15 protein-coding genes and 1 pseudogene are annotated in these 18,982 nt (G+C 61.7%); 6 read left to right on the top strand and 10 right to left on the bottom strand.

Features of this window, described 5'->3' with window-relative positions:
• Positions 1-46 precede the first annotated feature (46 nt).
• A complete protein-coding gene (locus WHX55_RS18515; RefSeq protein ID WP_150756107.1) occupies positions 47-388 on the bottom strand; it encodes a hypothetical protein in 342 nt (113 codons plus the stop codon).
• 299 nt (positions 389-687) lie between these two features.
• Here WHX55_RS18515 and kynB point away from each other — a divergent pair, with 299 nt between their 5' ends.
• Together kynB and WHX55_RS18505 are read left to right on the top strand one after the other, a co-directional pair.
• Complete coding sequence (gene kynB / locus WHX55_RS18510; RefSeq protein WP_353740999.1) at positions 688-1,341, top strand: arylformamidase; 654 nt, start codon at positions 688-690, stop codon at positions 1,339-1,341.
• 85 nt (positions 1,342-1,426) lie between these two features.
• Positions 1,427-1,682, top strand: a pseudogene (locus WHX55_RS18505) (helix-turn-helix domain-containing protein); the annotation flags it as partial.
• A 15-nt stretch (positions 1,683-1,697) separates the two neighbouring features.
• On the opposite strand, the gene WHX55_RS18500 reads toward WHX55_RS18505, so the two are convergent.
• Positions 1,698-2,171 (bottom strand): Lrp/AsnC family transcriptional regulator, encoded by a 474-nt coding sequence (locus WHX55_RS18500; RefSeq protein WP_007971266.1) that lies wholly within the window; start codon positions 2,169-2,171, stop codon positions 1,698-1,700.
• Between the two features lie 209 nt (positions 2,172-2,380).
• Here WHX55_RS18500 and kynU point away from each other — a divergent pair, with 209 nt between their 5' ends.
• The 3 genes from kynU to WHX55_RS18485 all read left to right on the top strand — a co-directional run bounded on the left by kynU (position 2,381) and on the right by WHX55_RS18485 (position 6,540).
• Positions 2,381-3,631 carry a kynureninase gene (kynU, locus tag WHX55_RS18495; protein ID WP_151214376.1) on the top strand — a complete coding sequence of 417 codons (1,251 nt, stop codon included), beginning with the start codon at positions 2,381-2,383 and terminating at the stop codon, positions 3,629-3,631.
• Between the two features lie 100 nt (positions 3,632-3,731).
• Entirely contained in the window at positions 3,732-5,045 is a 1,314-nt protein-coding gene (locus tag WHX55_RS18490) for an OprD family porin (protein WP_353740998.1), read from the top strand.
• A gap of 85 nt (positions 5,046-5,130) precedes the next feature.
• Positions 5,131-6,540, top strand: a complete 1,410-nt coding sequence (locus tag WHX55_RS18485) for an amino acid permease (protein ID WP_353740997.1) — start codon at positions 5,131-5,133, stop codon at positions 6,538-6,540.
• Positions 6,541-6,738: 198 nt separating this feature from the next.
• On the opposite strand, the gene WHX55_RS18480 is transcribed toward WHX55_RS18485, so the two are convergent.
• From WHX55_RS18480 to WHX55_RS18470, 3 genes are all read right to left on the bottom strand, one after another.
• On the bottom strand, positions 6,739-6,918 hold the full coding sequence (locus tag WHX55_RS18480) for a hypothetical protein (protein ID WP_150725484.1): 180 nt from the start codon (positions 6,916-6,918) through the stop codon (positions 6,739-6,741).
• Between the two features lie 237 nt (positions 6,919-7,155).
• Complete coding sequence (locus tag WHX55_RS18475; RefSeq protein WP_353740996.1) at positions 7,156-7,590, bottom strand: GFA family protein; 435 nt, start codon at positions 7,588-7,590, stop codon at positions 7,156-7,158.
• A 71-nt stretch (positions 7,591-7,661) separates the two neighbouring features.
• Complete coding sequence (locus WHX55_RS18470; protein ID WP_150725486.1) at positions 7,662-8,603, bottom strand: carbon-nitrogen hydrolase family protein; 942 nt, start codon at positions 8,601-8,603, stop codon at positions 7,662-7,664.
• A 103-nt stretch (positions 8,604-8,706) separates the two neighbouring features.
• Between WHX55_RS18470 and WHX55_RS18465 the strand changes: the two genes are divergently transcribed.
• The gene (locus WHX55_RS18465; protein ID WP_150756101.1) at positions 8,707-9,402 is read left to right on the top strand and encodes a helix-turn-helix domain-containing protein; all 696 of its coding nucleotides are present in this window, start codon (positions 8,707-8,709) and stop codon (positions 9,400-9,402) included.
• A gap of 189 nt (positions 9,403-9,591) precedes the next feature.
• Here the strand turns inward: WHX55_RS18465 and WHX55_RS18460 are convergent, their stop codons facing one another.
• From WHX55_RS18460 to WHX55_RS18440, 5 genes are all read right to left on the bottom strand, one after another.
• Positions 9,592-12,690 carry an efflux RND transporter permease subunit gene (locus tag WHX55_RS18460; protein ID WP_353740995.1) on the bottom strand — a complete coding sequence of 1,033 codons (3,099 nt, stop codon included), beginning with the start codon at positions 12,688-12,690 and terminating at the stop codon, positions 9,592-9,594.
• Positions 12,687-13,799 carry an efflux RND transporter periplasmic adaptor subunit gene (locus WHX55_RS18455; RefSeq protein WP_353740994.1) on the bottom strand — a complete coding sequence of 371 codons (1,113 nt, stop codon included), beginning with the start codon at positions 13,797-13,799 and terminating at the stop codon, positions 12,687-12,689. The genes WHX55_RS18460 and WHX55_RS18455 overlap by 4 nt, the downstream gene beginning before the upstream one ends.
• Positions 13,800-13,829: 30 nt before the next feature.
• The gene (locus WHX55_RS18450) at positions 13,830-15,347 is read right to left on the bottom strand and encodes a TolC family protein (RefSeq protein ID WP_353743067.1); all 1,518 of its coding nucleotides are present in this window, start codon (positions 15,345-15,347) and stop codon (positions 13,830-13,832) included.
• A gap of 117 nt (positions 15,348-15,464) precedes the next feature.
• On the bottom strand, positions 15,465-15,680 hold the full coding sequence (locus WHX55_RS18445) for a hypothetical protein (protein ID WP_150756142.1): 216 nt from the start codon (positions 15,678-15,680) through the stop codon (positions 15,465-15,467).
• 254 nt (positions 15,681-15,934) lie between these two features.
• On the bottom strand, positions 15,935-18,826 hold the full coding sequence (locus WHX55_RS18440) for an AAA family ATPase (RefSeq protein ID WP_353740993.1): 2,892 nt from the start codon (positions 18,824-18,826) through the stop codon (positions 15,935-15,937).
• Positions 18,827-18,982: the final 156 nt, after the last annotated feature.

The raw sequence follows: 18,982 nt of genomic DNA, 5'->3' as shown, positions 1-18,982 counted from the left end.
CAGTCCATCCCGCTAATGCGGAATGAGGCTCAATGTTGGACAGGAATCAAACGCGAGGCGGTCGCCATACCCCGGACGGGGTTTGTACGGGCAGGGAATCACTGAAGAAGGAAACCACTACGGGGCTGAACACGGTTACAGGAGGCTTGAGGATCGAGACTTGCAGCATGCCGCCCGTCTTGCATTCCTGGCCCGGCTTGCAGGGTTTGCCATGCTCGGAAGGGCTTTTCATATCGTTGCAGCAGTCCATCCCCATGTCGTCCATCATCGCCATGCCCATCGTCTTCATCGGGCAAGGTTCTGTCGGTGCCTGAACGCCCGCCATCCCGCTGAGAGGAAGCGTCAAGCTGATCATGAAGATGATGCAAAACCGCAGGTAGCGTTTCATGGGCTGGAGTGTAGTGGCTGAAATGGGCTCTTACAATTGGATGAACGTTCTCACAGCCTGCCGAAGGCCCTGATTCAGGCGATATCACCGTACCTGTGTTAAGCCAGCATTATCGCTGACAGAGGATTTACGTCGCAGGTGCAATGACCCACAAGCGACATGCGTTGAAATTTCCTGCCGCAATCCAGCCCATCCATGGTGGTTTGTGCGAAAGCCCGCACGGTTACCTGGGGTTTTTGCACGAATCTTCACGGCTGTCGCTCGTATCATTTCACCCGGAAACCACGGTGAGCATTGCGATGACAAAAAACACAGCGTTGTGGGACATCAGTCCACCCTTGAGTAGCGAAACACCGACCTGGCCGGGTGACACGCCTTTCCGGGAGGAGCGTGTCTGGACCTACGGTCCCGAGTGTCCGGTGAATGTCGGACGCATCACCCTGTCGCCGCATACCGGCGCCCACGTCGATGCGCCGCTGCACTACAGCGCTGACGGCGCGGCGATTGGCGATGTCGGGTTGGATGTCTATATCGGGCCTTGCCGCGTTTTGCATTGTCTGGACAGCGGTGAGTTGGTGCAGCCGGGGCAACTGGAAGGGCGTTTGCACGATGTGCCCGAGCGTGTGCTGCTGCGCACCTATCGACAGGCACCGCTGACGACCTGGGATTCGAATTTCACAGCCGTTGCCAAGGAAACCATCGACCTGTTGGCGAGCCTTGGCGTGCGCTTGATCGGCATCGATACGCCGTCGCTGGACCCGCAGCAATCCAGGACCATGGATTCACACGGTGCCGTGGCTCGCCATCACATGGCGATTCTCGAAGGCATCGTGCTGGATGAGGTTCCGGAAGGGGATTATGAATTGATCGCCTTGCCGCTGCGGTTCGCTCATCTGGACGCCAGTCCGGTCAGGGCGATTTTGCGGCCGCTGAGTACGTCACAACCCGTGTAACCCATTCAACAAATCCGAAGTGGACGCCGGAACCGGGCGCCCGGTTCCGGCGTCGGTTCCGGCGCTCCCTTCGGGTGAGCGGTGTGGCGTTTCGCGCTTCAAGTTGTTCGACGCGTTCAAGAAGTACTGCGCCCTGTCGCCGATGGCCTACCTGAAAAAGTATCGCTTGAACGCCGTACGCCAGGAGATCCTCGAGCACGGCACGCAGTATTTCCGGGATCGCCATGGGCTGGGGCTTCATGCACCTGGGCCGTTTTTCCACCGAGTACCGCAAGCTGTTCGACGAAATCCCGAGCACCACCTTGCAGCGCAACGAAGCCCGGCGCCAGCAGGGACTTTGAAGGGCCACCCCGGCCTTACTTGCGCACCACCAGATCGAGCAATTGCTCGCGCTCCTTGATTTTTTGCAGGACGATTTCCGAACGTATATCGGTGACGCCGGCGGTGCGATTGAGGTGATTGACGATGAAATCCGAGAAGTGCTTGAGGTTGCGGGCCTGGACTCGCAGCACATAGTTGCTCGCCCCGGTGATGACATACGCGGTGACCACCTCCGGCCACTGCTGAACCTTCTTGATGAAGGTCTCGTGCCAGTCCTCGACGTCCTGTCGCAGCGACACATGAACGATGGCTTCCAGCTCAATGCCCAGCCGCTCGGCATTCAGCACCGCGCGATAGCCGGTGATGATTCCTTCGCTTTCCAGCAGGCGTAAACGGCGCAGGCAAGCCGAGGGTGACAAGGCGACTTTCTCCGCCAATTCCTGATTGCTGATACGGCCATCCTGTTGCAATTGATGCAGGATTCTCAGGTCTGTCGAGTCAAGATTCATGGTTTGAATAAATCCGCGTTTATTTTGGTTTGATTCGAATATTCTGCGAAATAACTACTACATGGCCGGTTACTTTGCACGAAAATTCTTCAATGGTTCGTTCATTATCTCTCCACCGAAAGGCAAGCGAATCGCCTTGAATCAGGGCGCCAGAACCGGCTGATGCAATCTGCCCGGATGGCGTCGCATAACAAAAAACAGGACACCCGATGACGACAAGAAACGATTGTCTGGCGCTTGATGCCCAGGACACGCTGGCGCCCCTGCGCCAGCAATTTGCGCTCCCCGAAGGGATTATCTATCTCGATGGCAATTCCCTGGGCGCGCGGCCGGTCGCTGCATTGGCGCGGGCGCAAGCGGTGGTCGCCGAGGAATGGGGCAATGGCTTGATCCGCAGCTGGAACAGCGCCGGCTGGCGCGAGCTGTCCGAGCGTTTGGGCAATCGCCTGGCGGGTTTGATCGGCGCGGGGGAGGGTGAAGTCGTGGTGACCGATACCACCTCGATCAACCTGTTCAAGGTGCTGAGCGCTGCCTTGCGCGTACAGGCTACAAGGTCGCCACAGCGGCGAGTGATCGTCAGCGAATCGAGCAATTTCCCCACCGACCTGTACATCGCCGAAGGCCTCGCGCAGATGCTGCAACAGGGTTACACCCTGCGCCTGGTCGACAGTCCTGAAGCGTTGCCGCAAGCGATTGACCAGGACACGGCGGTGGTCATGCTCACCCACGTCAATTACAAGACCGGCTACATGCACGACATGCAGGCCCTGACCGCGCTGAGCCACGAGTGTGGCGCGCTGGCCATCTGGGACCTGGCCCATTCCGCGGGCGCGGTGCCGGTCGACCTGCATCAGGCGGGTGCCGACTACGCCATCGGCTGCACCTACAAATACCTCAATGGTGGGCCAGGCTCGCAAGCCTTTGTCTGGGTTTCGCCGCAGTTGTGCGATCTGGTGCCGCAACCTCTGTCCGGCTGGTTCGGCCATTCGCGGCAGTTCGCCATGGAGTCGCATTACGAGCCGAGCAGCGGCATCGCGCGGTACCTGTGCGGCACCCAACCGATTACCTCGTTGGCGATGGTCGAGTGCGGCCTGGATGTGTTCGCCCAGACCGACATGGCCAGCTTGCGCCGCAAATCCCTGGCCCTGACGGACTTGTTCATCGAATTGGTCGAGCAGAGTTGCGCGGCTCACGAACTGAAGTTGATCACGCCGCGTGAGCACGGCAAACGAGGCAGCCACGTCAGCTTCGAACACCCGCAAGGTTATGCAGTGATCCAGGCCCTGATCGAGCGGGGCGTTATTGGTGACTACCGCGAGCCGCGCATCATGCGTTTCGGTTTCACCCCGCTGTACACGACCTTCACCGAAGTCTGGGATGCAGTACAGATCCTCGGCGAGATTCTTGATCAGAACACCTGGTCGCAAGCGCAATTCCAGGTTCGCCACAGCGTGACCTGAACCCTGCGGCGTCTGTGTCCTGCCGCGGGATTTTCCCCGCGGCAGGGCTTCGCTCGCCCAACAACCAGTTCTGCAATCACAATAATAAGGAGCACGCAGAATGAAACCGTCCCTCTGGCCTGCCTTGCCGCTCGCCATCTCCAGTTGCCTTGGCCAAATGGCCTGTGCCGCCTCTGACAACGGATTTGTCGAAGACAGTAGCCTGACCCTGACCAACCGTAACTTCTATTTCTACCGCAATAACCTCAACAACCCGGGCGGGCAGAACTATCGGGACGAGTGGGCCCACGGGATCATGCTTGATTACCGCTCCGGCTACACCCAGGGAACGGTGGGGTTCGGGGTCGATGCCTATGCGCAGTTGGGCCTCAAGCTCGACAGTGGCAAGGGACGCACGGGCACGGGTTTGCTGCCGGTCGATTCCGATGGCCGCCCTGAGGACGAGTACTCCGAAGCGGGTGGTGCGGTGAAGGCACGGATTTCGCAGACCGAACTCAAGTACGGCAACCTGACCCCGCTCAATCCGGTGTTCGGCACCGGCAATGCGCGACTGTTCACCAGTGTTGCCACCGGCTTTCAGCTGACCAGCAATGAACTCAAGGCATTGCAACTGGACATCGGTCACTTCACCGCCGGCAACGACAGTAATTCGACCAACGCCAATGGCGCGCTCAAAGCGCTGTACGCCGGCGTTGAAACCCGCAGCGTCGATTATCTGGGCGGCAGTTACGCCCTGAGCGATCAACTGAGTGTCAGCCTGTACGGTTCGCAGTTCACTGACATCTGGCGCCAGTACTACGCCAATACCAACTACACCTATGCCCTTGATGAAGGCCAGTCGCTGAACCTGGATTTCAATCTCTATCGCACCAACGACAGCGGCCAGAGCCTGGCCGGCAAGATCGACAACACCACCTGGTCGCTGTCCTCCGCATACAAGTTCGGTGCCCATCGGTTGACCCTGGCGTACCAGCGGGTCGATGGCGATGAGCCGTTCGATTACCTGGGGTTCGATCAGCAACCGGGTACCTCGATTTTCCTCGCCAACTCGATTCAGGTCCTGGACTTCAACGCCCCCAACGAACGCTCCTGGCAACTGCGTTACGACCTGGACATGGCGCCTTTCGGCGTGCCGGGCTTGAGCTTCATGTCCCGTTACGTCAGTGGTGACCACATCGATGACAGCCATTACGACGGCGGCCCCAATGGCGCCTATGGACGTTACGGCGATGACGGCAAGCGCTGGGAGCGCGACATCGAGGCGCGCTATGTCGTGCAGTCGGGCAAGGCCAGGGACCTTTCAATCCGCGTGCGTCAGGCCAGTGTGCGTTCCACCGCCCAGGTCGCCCGCGCCGACACCACGGACAACGACGAAGTCCGGGTGATCATCGAGTATCCACTGAGTATTTTCTGATCCGTGTCCTGCTGTGCGTGGCTGATCCCCACCGTTAAATCCACGACGTGCTCTTCAAGAAAGACAAAATCCAGAGGACATAAAAATGACCGATAACGCCGGTTTCGAAACGATATCCAACCGTGAACACGGCCTGCGGCGTCAGCTGACGTCGGGGCAGATGAGCATGATCGCCATTGGCGGTGCAATCGGCACCGGGCTGTTCATGGGCAGCGCCTATGCCATCGGCTATGCCGGGCCGAGTGTGTTGCTCAGCTATGCCATCGGCGCAATCATCACCTTGCTGCTGATGGGCTGCCTGGCGGAAATGACCGTGGCCCATTCGACCTCGGGCTCGTTCGGTGCCTATGCTGAATTTTATGTCAGCCCGCTGGCCGGGTTCCTGGTGCGTTATGCCTACTGGGCGGCGATTGTGCTCGCGGTCGGCACGGAAGTGACGGCGGTGGCGATGTACATGAAGTACTGGTTTGCCAACGTGCCGGAGTGGATATGGATCGTCTCGTTCTCCAGCGTGTTGATCGTGCTCAATGCCATCAGCGTGAAGACCTTCGGCACCTTCGAGTACTGGTTCTCGACCATCAAGATCGGCGCGATTGTCGGCTTCATCATCCTGGCGGTGTATGTGGTGTTCGGTTCCGGCAATCCGCAATACGGCGTGCACAATTACACCGCTCACGGCGGTTTCTTCCCCAATGGTCTGCAAGGGATGTGGATCGCGGTGATCGTGTCGATCTTCAGTTACCTGAGCGTGGAGATGATCGCGGTGGCTGCCGGTGAGGCAAAAGACCCGGAGCAAGCGGTGAAGAAAGCCTTTCGCGGGACTATCGTGCGCCTGGTGGTGTTCTACCTGCTGACCCTGGCGTTGATGCTGGCGATCGTGCCTTGGGTCCAGGCGGGCCATGCCCAGAGTCCGTTCGTCATGGTGATGCAAGCCATCGGCATTCCCGGCGCCACCGGCGTGATGAATTTCGTGATCCTGATCGCGGCGTTGTCAGCGATGAACAGCCAGTTGTACATCACCACGCGCATGATGTTCAGCCTGTCTCGTGCCGGCTACGCGCCAAAATCCATGGGGGTGTTGAGCAAGACCGGGATCCCGCTGAACGCGCTGTTGCTCTCGAGTTCAGGTATCGCCCTGGCGACCTTGCTCAACATCCTGTACCCGGAAAGTTCGTTCACCCTGATGATGGCGATCTCGATGTTCGGCGCGATCTTCACCTGGTTCATGATCTTCCTCACGCACTTCTGTTTCCGTCGTTTTCACGAACGCAATGGCAACCGCAAACTGTCGTTCCGCATGCGCCTGTTTCCCTACAGCACATTGTTGGGGCTGGTATTGATGGGGGCGGTGATGATCACTACCTACTTCACTGAAGCCTTCAAGATGACCCTGGTGTTCGGTGTGCCGTTCCTGCTGGTGCTGTCGATTGTCTATGGTGTTTTCTTCAGGAAAACCAGGGCGGTCACGGCGCTGAGTGCGCAGCCCAAGCTATAGCCTGAAGGTCGTACCGGGGCGGTGAAGTCCAGTCAGGTCGATGCATGGGTAATGCCCGGAACCTGACGATGCGTTGCCCCGGGTTCGATCAGGTTGCGGATTGATACTCGGGGTGTTGTTGATTCAAGCGCGGTACGGAGCGCGCACTGCTTCGAAAACAAGCAGCTGCGCGCAGTGGCACACGCAGCTCAACGATAATCAAGCTCTGTCAGGGGCATTTGGCCCTGAAGCAAATGAGCTGGATGCAGCCTCAATCCGCTCTTGCAGTTGCGCGACATATGTTTGGGCATCTTCCAGGTTCTTGAACGATACAGGGGAGTCGTCAAGCCAGACTTTGCAACCGCTTCCTTGTTCATTTGTTTCAATTTTGACATTCATCTGCAGCGTCCTTATGCGTATGGAGCGGCGGAGAGTAGCGCACTTTTAATGTGCTTCAAAATTAAACAAAGGCTCTAGAACAAGGCTTTCGTTGAGTCGACGCATGTTTCGTAGACGCTACTCAATGACTGTTTCTGGCCGTTTATTGCCTGGCGCCACCGGCCGCTTCACGCCCTGAGGAAGTCAGTCAACCTGAATCAAGACTCTTGAGGAGCGCCACACGCTACCGTGCCAGCGCTATTCGTCCACGCTGACGCCCGATCCCCCTAATTCGCTGGGGACATCCTTCAGCTTGGGTAACCCGTCTTTGATGCGCAGTACGGTTTCCTGATAGTGGACGTGAACGCCTGGCGAATACGCGAGATCCGGGATGACAGCGGCATATACGTCGATGAGCCCCATCCCTGGGTGTTCGGTGAAGATATGACCGCCGCAACTCTTGCACCATTTGCGATAACTCTGCGGTGTCTTGTTGTAGGTGCCAATGTTGTCAGCCCCCCGAGTCACTTGCACCGCCTCGGGTTTCCACAGCGTGAAGACATTGACCGGCGCTGCTGACCAATGTCGACACGACTCGCAATGGCAATAGCCCATTGCGGCCGGCTCACCGCTGACGGTGAACTCGACTGCGCCACAAAAACAACTGCCTTTGTAAGACCTTTGAATGCTCATGGAATGACTCCTTCATCAGTTGTTACGCATACCGCCGAAGTTGGGATGGATCGCCTGCGCGTTGGTTAGCTTCACCCGTCAATGTAGCGCACCGCTGTCGCCGGCGTGCGTCGCACCTGCAGCTCGAAAATGTCAGGGCGCGCATAGTGCCCGGTGACGTCGAGCGTCCGCCGCGCTGGCGCCACGAGTGAGACGTCGATGTCCGCATACAGAATGCCTGCCTCTCGGTGTAATGGACCGGCTGTGATCCGGCCTTGAGGGTTGACCACCACCGAGTCGCCGTCGTTGATCCACTCTTGCGGATCGGGAAACAGTTGCATGCGAGCCGGAAAGTCATCGGGGATATCGCTGCCGCGCAGCAAGGTGCCGCTGCCAAGCACCCAGCAACGGCCTTCGAGTGCAATGTGGCGCATCGTGCTGATCCAGCCATCGCCACTGTCATACGTGGGTGCGATGTAGATCTCCACCCCTTGGGCATACAGTGAATAGCGAGCCAGCGGCATGTAGCTTTCCCAACAGATGAGTGTGCCAACACGGCCGACGGGTGTGTCGACCGTACGTAACCCTGACGCATCACCGAAACCATGGACCATGCGCTCGGGGTTCGTTGGCATCAGCTTGCGGTGTCGGTTGAGCACTTCGCCGTTCGCGCCGATAACGACTACGCTGTTGTAGAGCGTGCCGCCGCCATGGCGCCGGTCGCATTCATTGATGCCGCACACGATCGTCACGGCGTGAACTCTGGCGGCCTCGCACAATTCGCTCAGGTCACCGTTCGCAATATCGACGGCGTTGGCCAGCAGCCGCGCATGCAACTGGCCCATTAAAGCCCCGTCCCTTCCCGCCGCCAGCCGCCAGATCCATGACGGGTAACCTGGAATGAACTGTTCGGGCAAAACGATCAGCGAGGCTCCCGCCGCCGCGGCCTCAGCGACCGATTGCACGGCCCGGGCGATCGTCGCGCTGCGATCGAGCAGCACTGGCGGCCGCTGAATGATGGCTATCTTGGTCATGGCGTTCTCCTGGGACGGTGGCTTTCGCAGGTTTGAGCGTGCACGTGGCGAAGTCGCGAGGCTAGTTCAGAATCTGAAGCGTTGTAGTTGCGGAGTACAGGCGATGGATGAAAGCTACGGTCAGTTTTGCACGGTCGCGCGCGGTGCTGAGGCACTGTGCGAGCGCTGGACGCCTTTGGTCGTGCGCGAGCTGCTATGTGGCAGTAAGCGCTTCAATGAGCTGCACCGTGGCGTACCACGGATGTCCACCAGCTTGCTGGCACAGCGGCTGCGCCACCTGGAAGATATTGGTGTCGTACATCGCACAGCCGCAGGCAAGGTCTGGGAGTACAGCCTGACCGAGGCAGGCGAGGAATTGCGCCCCATCATAATGGCGCTAGGCCATTGGGGCGCGCGCTGGATCGGCAGTCGCCTTCGCGATAACGAACTCGACGCGGGCCTGCTCATGTGGGACGTGCGCCGGTTCGCGCGCATCGAGATGTTCCCGTCCCGGTCGGTGGTCATCCACTTCAAGTTCCGCGACGCGCGGTCCGGCGAGCAAGAGTGGTGGCTTGTGGTCGAACATGGTGTGGCAGATCTGTGCCGCGACGACCCCGGACGCGAACTCACGCTCGTCGTGGACTCTAGCGTGCGCGCGTTGACCGAGGTGTGGACCGGCGACCGCACACCAAGGGAGGTTCTTCAGTCGCGAGAGCTGCGTGTAGACGGCGCTGTGCAGGATGCGGAAAACCTGTGGCGCTGGCTTGGCACGAGTGCGTTCGCCGGTACCCGGAGCGCTGCAATCGAGCCTTTGCAATAGCCATCGAGAAAAGTAAGCGGTCGACCGTCCGCTTTTGGCTGTGGATTCAACCGGTCGATGCAACACAACTAAATTCTGTGTAAGCAGAAGGAGTGTTGCAGATGAAGCAGAGACCTCGGTTGTTTTCAGAAACGGCACTGAGCAAACCTTTCCAATAGCGGTGAGGTCGGGAGCGCAGTGCCGCGGCACTCATCCCTCAGAAGCGAGCGCGGCGTTCCCCATCACCTGTTGGATGCCAGCGGCCGTCTGGCGACCCACCTTGAACCACGCGGCGTACAACGCCGGGACGAAGAAAATCGTCAGCAGCGTCGCCACGGTCAGGCCGCCCATGATCGCTATTGCCATCGGCCCCCAGAACACACTGCGCGTTAGCGGGATCATGGCGAGGACGGTGGCCAGCGCCGTCAGCATCACCGGACGAGCCCGGTGAATGGCAGCATCCAGAACAGCATTCCACGGGTCGCGCCCTTCGGCGATCTCGATCTGTACCTGATCGATCAGGATCACTGCGTTGCGCATGATCATGCCACCCAGTGCGATGATGCCCAGGATCGCGACGAAACCCAGTGGCGACTGGAACACCAGCAGTGCCGGCACCACGCCGATCAGGCCCAGCGGCGCGGTCAGCACCACCATCCACATGCGGGAGAAGTTCTGCAGTTGCAGCATCAACAGCAGAAGGATAGTGACCATCATCAGCGGGGCCACAGCCAGCAGCGCCTTGTTGGCCTTGTCACTTTCCTCCACCGCACCGCCCACGTCGATGCGGTAGCCCGACGGTAGCTTCGCTTCGATATCCTTGAGCAACGGCTGGATTTCCTGCGTCACCGATACACCTTGTTCGCCATCCCTCACATCGGCACGCACCGTGATCGCCATATCGCGGTTACGGCGCCACAGCACTGGCTCTTCCAGTTCAGAGCGCACCTGTGCGACTTGCGACAGCGGCACCACCGTGCCATGTCGCGTGTAGAGATTGATGTCTTTGAGTGTGTCGAGGCTCAAGCGCTCCTCAGGCACGGCACGGGCCACGATGTCGATCAGGTCCTCGCGCTCACGCAGCTGCGACAGGGTTGCGCCGTTCAGCACGGTCTGGGTCGCCAGCGACACGTCGGCCGGCGTGAGGCCAAGCGCGCTCGCCTTGTCCTGATCGAGCTCCACTTTCAGCGTGCGCACCGGGTCGTTCCAGTCGAGCTGGAGGTCGCGCACCTTAGGGTTGGCCCCAACCACCTTCTCCACGTCGCGGGCAATCTGGCGCACCACCTGGGTATCGGGACCTACGACGCGGAACTGCACCGGGTAGCCGACAGGCGGCCCCAACTCGAGGCGGGTCACGCGCACCCACGCCTGCGGGAATTGTTGGTCAGCCGAGGTCACCAGCCTCTCACGTACCCGTTCACGTGCATCCAGGTCCTTGGTCATTACAACGAATTGGGCGAATCCCGGATTCGGCAGCTCGGGGTTGAGCGAGAGATAGAAGCGCGGTGCGCCGGCGCCGGTGTAGGCGGTATAGAAACGCACGTCCTCGTCCTTCGCCAGGATCTCCTCCATGCGCTTGACCTGCTCGGTCGTCGCGGCGAACGAGGCGCCTTCCTTGACGCGCAGGTCAATGACCAGTTCAGGACGCGAACTGTTGGGGAAGAATTGCTGCGGTACTAGCTTGATACAGGCCAGAGCAAGCACCAGGGCGCCAAACGTCGCACCGATGACCACCCAGCGGCGCTCGATAGCGGCGTCGATCAGGCGGCGCAGTCTGCGGTAGAACTTCGTGTCGTACGGATCACCATGCTGGTGCTTGCCCAAGTCGTTGGGCAGCATCTTGACCGCCAGGTACGGCGTGAAGATGCCGGAGCAGATCCACGAGAACAGCACCGCGGCGCCGACGATCCAGAAAATGCCACCCGCGTACTCGCCGGTGGTGGACTGCGAGAGGCCAATCGGCAGGAAGCCCACGACGGTGATCAGCGCGCCGGTCAGGCGCGGCATGGCAGTAGACTGATAGGAGAACGCGGCCGCCTTCACGCGGTCCATGCCGGTTTCCATCTTCGCCACCATCATCTCGATGGCGATGATGGCGTCATCCACCAGCAGTCCCAACGCGATAATCAGCGAGCCGAGCGAGATGCGCTCGAGGTTCCAGCCCATCGCCAGCATCACCAGCGCCACGCCGCCCAGCACCAGCGGCACCGTGGTCGCGACCACGAGGCCGGCGCGCCAGCCCAGGCTGGCCAGGCTCACCGCGATCACAATGATCAGCGCCTCGGCCAGCGCGCGCCCGAAGTCGTGAATAGCATCCTTCACCGTGGTGGGTTGGTCGGCCACGAGCTCCAGCTCCACGCCGTGCGCAAGTTCCGACTGGATCCTGGCGACTGCCGTGTCCATCGCCTTGCCAAGGTCCACGATGTTGCCGTCGCTGGTCATTGTGATGCCGAGCATCAGCACTGGCTGGCCGTTGTGGCGCACCGTGTAGGTCGGCGGATCCTCGAAGCCACGTGCAACGGTCGCGATGTCGCCGAGCTTGATCAGCCGGCCGCCCGCAGAGATGGGTACGTTGCGGATAGCCTCTTCGCTGGAGAATTGGCCACTCACGCGCACCATGACGCGGTCGCCGCGGGTGTCGATCTGGCCTGCGGGCAACATCGCGTTCTGGCTCTTGAGGCTTTCGGCGATGGCCAGCGGTGTAATGCCCAGCGCTGCCAGGCGCTCGTGCGAGAACTCGACATAGACACGCTTGGCCTGCTTGCCGATGAGATCGATCTTCTTGACCATCGGCACCTTCAGCATCTGGCGCTTGATGTCCTCGGCCGCGTCCGACAGGTCGGCGTGGCCGACGCCGTCACCCTTGACCGCGTACATGAGGCCGTACACGTCGCCGTACTCGTCGTTCAGGATCGGGCCGATCACGCCGTCAGGCATCTCGAGGCTCAGGTCGTTGAGTTTCTTGCGCGCCTGGTACCAGGCCTCGCGCTGGTCAGCCTTGGAGGTGCCGCCGCGCACGGTGAGCGTCATGCCTGCGTAGCCTTGCCGTGCGTAGGTGACCACTTTCTCGAAGTTGTCGATCTGCTCGAATTTCTTCTCCATGCGGTTGAGGACCTGGTCCTGCAACTGCTGGGCGGTGGCGCCCGGCCAGATGACCATGGCGGTCATGGAGGGCACGGAAAAGTTCGGATCCTCGAGTTGACCGAGCCTGGTGAAACTGAAGGCACCGGCCACCGCGACAATGAGGAGCATGAACAGGACGATGGCGCGATGGCGCAGCGCCCAGTCGGTGAGGTTGAAGTTGTTCATCGGGCTGCCTGCTGCGTGGTGTTTGCGTCAACAATCGCCGCGCCAGGAAGCGCGACCTTCAATCCGGACGTCATTTTCTGGATCCCGGCGGTAACGACCAATGCGCCAGCCTGCGGCCCGGAGACGAGCACCTCGTCGCTGCGGTAGCCCCAAACTGCCACACGCTCCAGTTCGACGATGCCTACCGGATTCTTGCCCACAGGCGTGACGACCCACAGCGCCGGCTGGCCGCCGCTCTGCGTCAATGCAGTGGTTGGCACTGCCGCTACAGAGACACTTGTCATGACTCGCTCGGCCATCACCGTGGCGGTGGCGCCCAGCGGCAGCGTCTGCAACGGCTTGAGCCGCGCGCGATAGGTGCGCGTCTGTGCTGCAGCCTGTGGCGACAGCTCGCGCAGCTTGACATCGAAGATCTCGTTCGGCGCACTGGCCAGCGAGGCCTTGAAACGCGCGTCCTTGAAGACGGCTAGCTGATCCTCGGGCACGTCGATGACGATCTCGGCTTCATCCGGGTTCGCGATCGAGACAACCGGTTGCCCCTCCGGTACGACCTGCCCGGCCTCAAAGCGCACCGCCGTGACGACGCCGCTACGCGAGGCGCGCAGCATGGTATATTTGAGCCGGTTACGCGCGAGTTCGAGCTTTCGCGCCTCGGCCTCGGCGGTTGCATGCGCGGTTTGGGCATTGGTATGCGCGCGCTCGGCGTCGGCCGCACTGACCGAGCCGTCAGCCTTCAGGTCGGTCAGGCGCTGGCGGTCCGAGTCGGCCTGACGCGTCTGCTCGACGGCAACCGTCCACTGTTGTCGCGACGCTTCCTCGGCGAGGCGGTAGTCGCTGTCATCCAGCACAGCCAGTATGTCGCCTTCGCGCACGAACTGGCCTACCTCGACCTTGCGTTGTGCGACCTTGCCGCCCACGCGGAAGGCTTGGTCGACTTCATGTCGCGATTGTACGGTACCCACGTATCGGCTGATGTCGCGGGCATTGTCGTAGCTGATTTCAACGGTGTGTACCGGTCGTGGTGCCTGCACGGTGGGCTGGTCGGGGCTACACGCGGACAGCATGACGGCGACGGCCAGGGCGCCGGCCGCAGTAAGGGAGTTCTTCAAGACAGTTCCTCTTTGGAAAACGACAGATTCTTAGGAAAGTGGTGGCCGGTCGGCTTTGGCGGTTGCGGTTGGGTTGGAGGGTTGTTCGAACACCTGCCAGCCCCCGCCCAGTGCCTTGTAGAGCTGCACGCTATCGAGCAGCAGGCGGGTGTTGCTTTCGTTGGAATTCAGGCGTGCCGCCAGGCGCGCCCGCTGCGAATCCAGCAGTGGCAACAGGTCGATTTGCCCGCGGTTATACAGCGACTGGGCGCGGTTCTGCGCAGCCTCCGCGGACGCGGCGGCCAATTGCAGCGACCCCGAGCGGCGGCGTTCCTGCGCAAGCGTGACGAGGGCGTTTTCCACATCCTCGAGCGCCCGTACGATGCCGTCTTCCGCGCGCAGCAGCGCCTCTTGTTGAGCACTTTCGGCCGCTTCGTTGATCGCTTGCGTGCGCCCGGCGTTGAAGAGCGGCATCGCCAGCAGGCCCGCGACGTTGGTGAAGCGTGCAGCGCCGAGATCGGCACCGTTCAGGTTGAGACCCTGGCGGCCGAAGGACGCGCCGAGAAAGAGTTGCGGGAACCACTCGGCTTTCGCTTGCTGGCGACGAGCATTGGCGGCGTCGAGTTGTGCCATCAGCGCCAGTACGTCAGGTCGGCGTTGCAGCAACTCGGCGGGCTGGCCGGGCTTGGCCTCGGGCACGTCGATCAAATCACCGCTTGAAGGCTGGATGTTTGTGGTGTTGAAAGACTGATCTGCGGTTAGCACGGCGATACGGTGACGTGCCACCGCCACTTGGGTTTCCAGCGGCGGAATCTGCGCCCGCGCCGACAAGGCGTCGGTCTGCGCGCGTTCGACGTCGAAGGCGGATGCCAGCCCCACCTGTTGACGTGCGGTCACCAGGCGCAGCGTCTCGTCCTGCATCGCTGAGATTGCACGAAGCGTCGCGACCTGGCGTTGCGCACCGACCAGTGTGAAGTAGTTGCTGACGACGTCGCTCATCACCAGCAGGCGTACGCCGCGCATGCTGTGCTCCGCGGCCAGCGCATCGGCGTCAGCCGCTGCTGCGCCGGCGCGCAGACGGCCGCTCAGGTCGAGTTCCCACGAGACGTCCAGACCCACACTGGTGGTCTTGGTATCCGGATAGCCCTGTTTCGTGGTCGAGTTGTAACCGCTGCTGCGATCGCTGCCGGAGACGGATGCACCGACGCTCGGGAGCAGCCAGGACTGGCTGACGGTTTCTCCGGCACGCGCGGCACGCAAGCGCTCGGCGGCAATCTTGACGTCGCGGTTCTCACGCGCGGCTCGGCGCACCAGATCCGTCAGCACCGGGTCGTGGTAGACCTCCCACCACGCCGCCTCGGGTTCCATCTCAGAGGCCGTGCTCGCAGCGAAGTTGCTCGGCAGGTCGACCGACGGCTTGACGACCGGCGTGGAGCAACCGGCCAGGGCGAGGGCGATCGAAGTGGCAAGGGCGGCCGCAACGGCGAGCCCGGCCGGGCGTTTGGCCCGTTTCAAGGTTGTCCGAGCGGTGTGAAGGGGCAGTGGAAAGGAAACTGGAAGTCGCGGCATCGCATTGGACTCGTGTGGATTCGAGATGGCATCAGCGTATGGCCCGGCGTGCACGAAGTCGTCAGCGAAGCGTCGCCGTTCGGTCGCCATATCGAGCGCACATTCATGTGGGAGGCGTCACTCGCCGTCGGCATCGGCCGTGTGCTCGCCGGCTGCCAACGCGAGGTCCGAGGCAATCGACTCCAGCAGCTCTTCGGCTGACGAAAACTCGCGCTGTCGTCCGGTGACCAGGTTTTCGAGGCGGCCCACCAGGGCCCCCGGCGCGGCGTCGCTACGCAGCTTCACTACGTACGAGCGGCGGCTCGGGTATTTGGATTCAGGGTTCAGGATCATCGCAGGCCAGGGGGCAGGAAAGTTCGACGACAGCGTAAGCGGTTCCCTGGGGCGAGTCGTAAGCGAAAGGTCAGACTTCGGTCGGGACAGCGCCGCTCCCACAGAAATTAATGCCGGTAAGTTAAGGATTTGAACAACGCGAACTTGTGGGAGCGAGCCTGCTCGCGATGACGGCGGCACATTCAGCATCAATATTGGCTGACCCGCCGCCATCGCGAGCAGGCTCGCTCCCACAGGTCTGCGTCCTTAACTTTTCAATCAGACTTGGCAGCGTGAATCAGCGAGCGCGCACGTTTCGCCAGCTCGGTTCCGTCAGTTTCGGGTGACTGGTCAACCAGCGTGGCCAATGCCTTTTGGTCCTCGGCCGTAGCGTCAGGGTGCTCGCACAGTTCGACCAGCGCTTGCAGCTCCAGCCACGGTGCTTCCTGGGCGCGAGCCTCTGCAACCGCGCGCCGCACCGCAGCGATGCCGGCGTCGGGCTGACCCTGTGCTCGCGAGATCGCTGCCTCCAGCAGCAATAGCTGTGGCAGGTATACGCGCTCGCCCAGTTCCTCGCCCACCCGAAATGCTTCCTGCAGCTCGACTTGCGCTGCGTTGCAATCACCTGCGAGCAGCAGCGACTCGGTGGCGTAGCCGAGCACCTCGCTGGCACCGGAGCGCATTCCAAGCCCGGTGTGTTCATCATAGGCCTCACGGATGCGGCGGTAGCCGTCGCGCGGTGCACCGTTGCGCGCGTCGGCCCAGCCGCGCCACCAGCGACAAGCCGTTCGCCCCAATGCAAGCGAGTATTCATCGACCAACTTCTGCATGTCGTCAGCCAGCGCGGCTACACGCAGATGGTTCCCCAGCCGTACCTCGATCAGCACCTCCTGCCAGGCAGCGACCAGCCATGTCATAGGCTGGCGAAGCGCTTGCGCGCGGGTCCGCGCCCGCTGCATGTGGGCCCGGCCTTGCTCAACCAGGCCAGAACGCACGAGTTCTATGGCCAGCATACCGTGCAGCATGACCTGAGGGTCGACCGCAAAGATCTCGTTCGTCCCGATGTCCAGCGGCTCGGCGATCGCGAGGGCGCGCTCTAGCCAACGGCGGGTTGTCTGCGTGCGACCCTGGAGATGATGCACCTCGCCCTGCACGATGCACGCCACCAGCATGAGCACTGGATCGTTCGCCTCGCACGAGAGGGCTTCGGCGCGTTCCGCCACCTCCAGCGCCAGCGCATAGTCGCCGCGCAGACCGAGCAGATAGCCGAATCCGTGCAGCAGGCGACCGCGCATTGGATGCCCGGGTACATTCGTTAGCAGCGTGTACGCGCGTTCGAACGCGTTCCTGGCTTCGCTGCCGACACCGAACGTGTGGAAAGCCGACACCCCCTGCAGTGTGGCCAGGGTAATTTCGAGTGCATCGCGCTCCATCCCTTCTGGCGCTTGGCGCAGCGGGACCAATGCGCGCTCAGTGAGACCGATGCACAAGGCCGGGCTGAAGTGCAGCAGCGCGGCTTCTGCGGCCTCGGCGTAATAGCGCAGCGCGATCATCGGCTGCCGAGCCCGGTCGAAGTGCGTCGCCAGCTCCGAGGCAGCAACCGGCACGCCGGCCATGCGCTCACGTTCGAGGGCAGTGCCAACCTGGCGATGGAGGTGGGTGCGCAATGAGCGCGGCGTGCGGTCGTACAGTACCTGACGGAAGAGGGCGTGCCGAAACGAGTAGGGTAGCTCCACCGTCTCCTCAGGTTCGGCGGCCCGCGTGAGCCACACCTGCTCGCGTACCAGTTCCTCGCAGGTCTGGGCCACAGAAGCGAGGTCGCGTTCGAGGGCCAGCGAAACCGTCTCAACCCGGAATTCGACTCCGCATACCGCTGCCGCCGAGAGCAGCGCATGCTGCTCCGGGCCGAGCCTGGTGATGTAGTGATCAATGATGGCCGCGAGGTTCTCGGGAACCGCCATCCCCGCCAGCCGGGCCTCGATGGTGGCGTCGTCGTCCGTGGTGTCCATCACTTCGCTGATGACTGACGACACGAACAGCGGCACACCGTCGGTGCGCTCATGCAGGGCACGCACGAAGGCTTCATCGCGGGCCAGAGAGGCCGAACGCAGCGCAACAAAGTCAGCGACCTCGGTTTCCGAGAAAGGATCGAGCACCACTTCCTCGCACAGACGTTGCAGGCGCAGTTCGTGGCGCAACGAGTTGAGCGGGTGATCGAGCGCCACCACCTCGGCGACGCGGAAGCTCGCCAGCCACATAAGCCGAGTGCGGCTGCGTCGCCGCGCCACATAGTCGATGAGCTGGACCGTCGCCCGATCGCTCCAGTGCAGGTCTTCGGTTATCAGCAACAGCGGTCGCTGCTCGGTGTAGCGGTCCAGCAGTTCACCCATTTCCCGCAACATGCGATCCGGACCGATGCCGGCAAGCTCGCGCCGCAACGCGTCTCGCTCTTGCGCAGTGCTCAGCCACGGCAGTTGCAGCAACCAGGTCGGTGCCACGGCGCGCATCAGCGTCGGCAGGGCAGGGTCGCTGCGGCACAGATCGGCCAACGCCTCCAACACCGGCAGGTACGGCTCGCCGGTGCCGTAGTGCTCCACGCAATGGCCGCGTGCGCAGGCAATGCCGCCAAGGCTGGCGAGGAAATGCTCGATCAACGTGGTCTTGCCAATCCCCGGTTCTCCGGCAAGCCAGAGCACTGCACGTTGCCCGCCGTCAGCCCGTTCCCATGCCCGATGCAGCCTTGAGAGCTTGTCGATGCGACCAATGAACGGCGGTGATGGATGCACACCGACCGACGGCACTGTCGCGGATTCAGACGGCATCGAAGGCGCAGGGGAGGGCGCGGCGATGAAGCGATAGCCGCGTCGCGACACAGTCTCAATGAAGCGGGGCTGCCTGGAGTCGTCGCCCAGCACCTTGCGCAGATCGCTGATGGCCGTCTTCAGCACTGAATCGCTGACGAACCGATGCCCCCACACGGCATCAAGCAAGGCATCCTTGGTCACCAGCGATCCGGGTTGGCGTGCAAGTGCGCACAGCAGGGTGAAGGGCGTTGGCGCCAACGGCACGGTTTCTCCGTTACGTAACAAGCACGCGTTGGCCTCGTCGAGCTCGAAATCGACGAAACAGAGCTGGACCGGGTTCGGATGGGACTGCGGACGCGCCACGGTGGATTCCTGAAGTCTAAAACATGGGTGTGCCCTCGTGAGGCATGGCACGTGGTCACTCCAATAACAACGCTGATCGGCTCGGAAGCCAAGCCTCACCGGTCGGAAACTGGCCCTCGGCATAGCTCACATGGCCTCATCACGGTGCGGTAATGA

Origin of the sequence: Pseudomonas fluorescens, from assembly GCF_040448305.1 — a bacterium.
Classification (GTDB): Bacteria; Pseudomonadota; Gammaproteobacteria; order Pseudomonadales; family Pseudomonadaceae; genus Aquipseudomonas; species Aquipseudomonas fluorescens_BH.
This window is presented reverse-complemented; position numbering and strand designations above follow the sequence as displayed.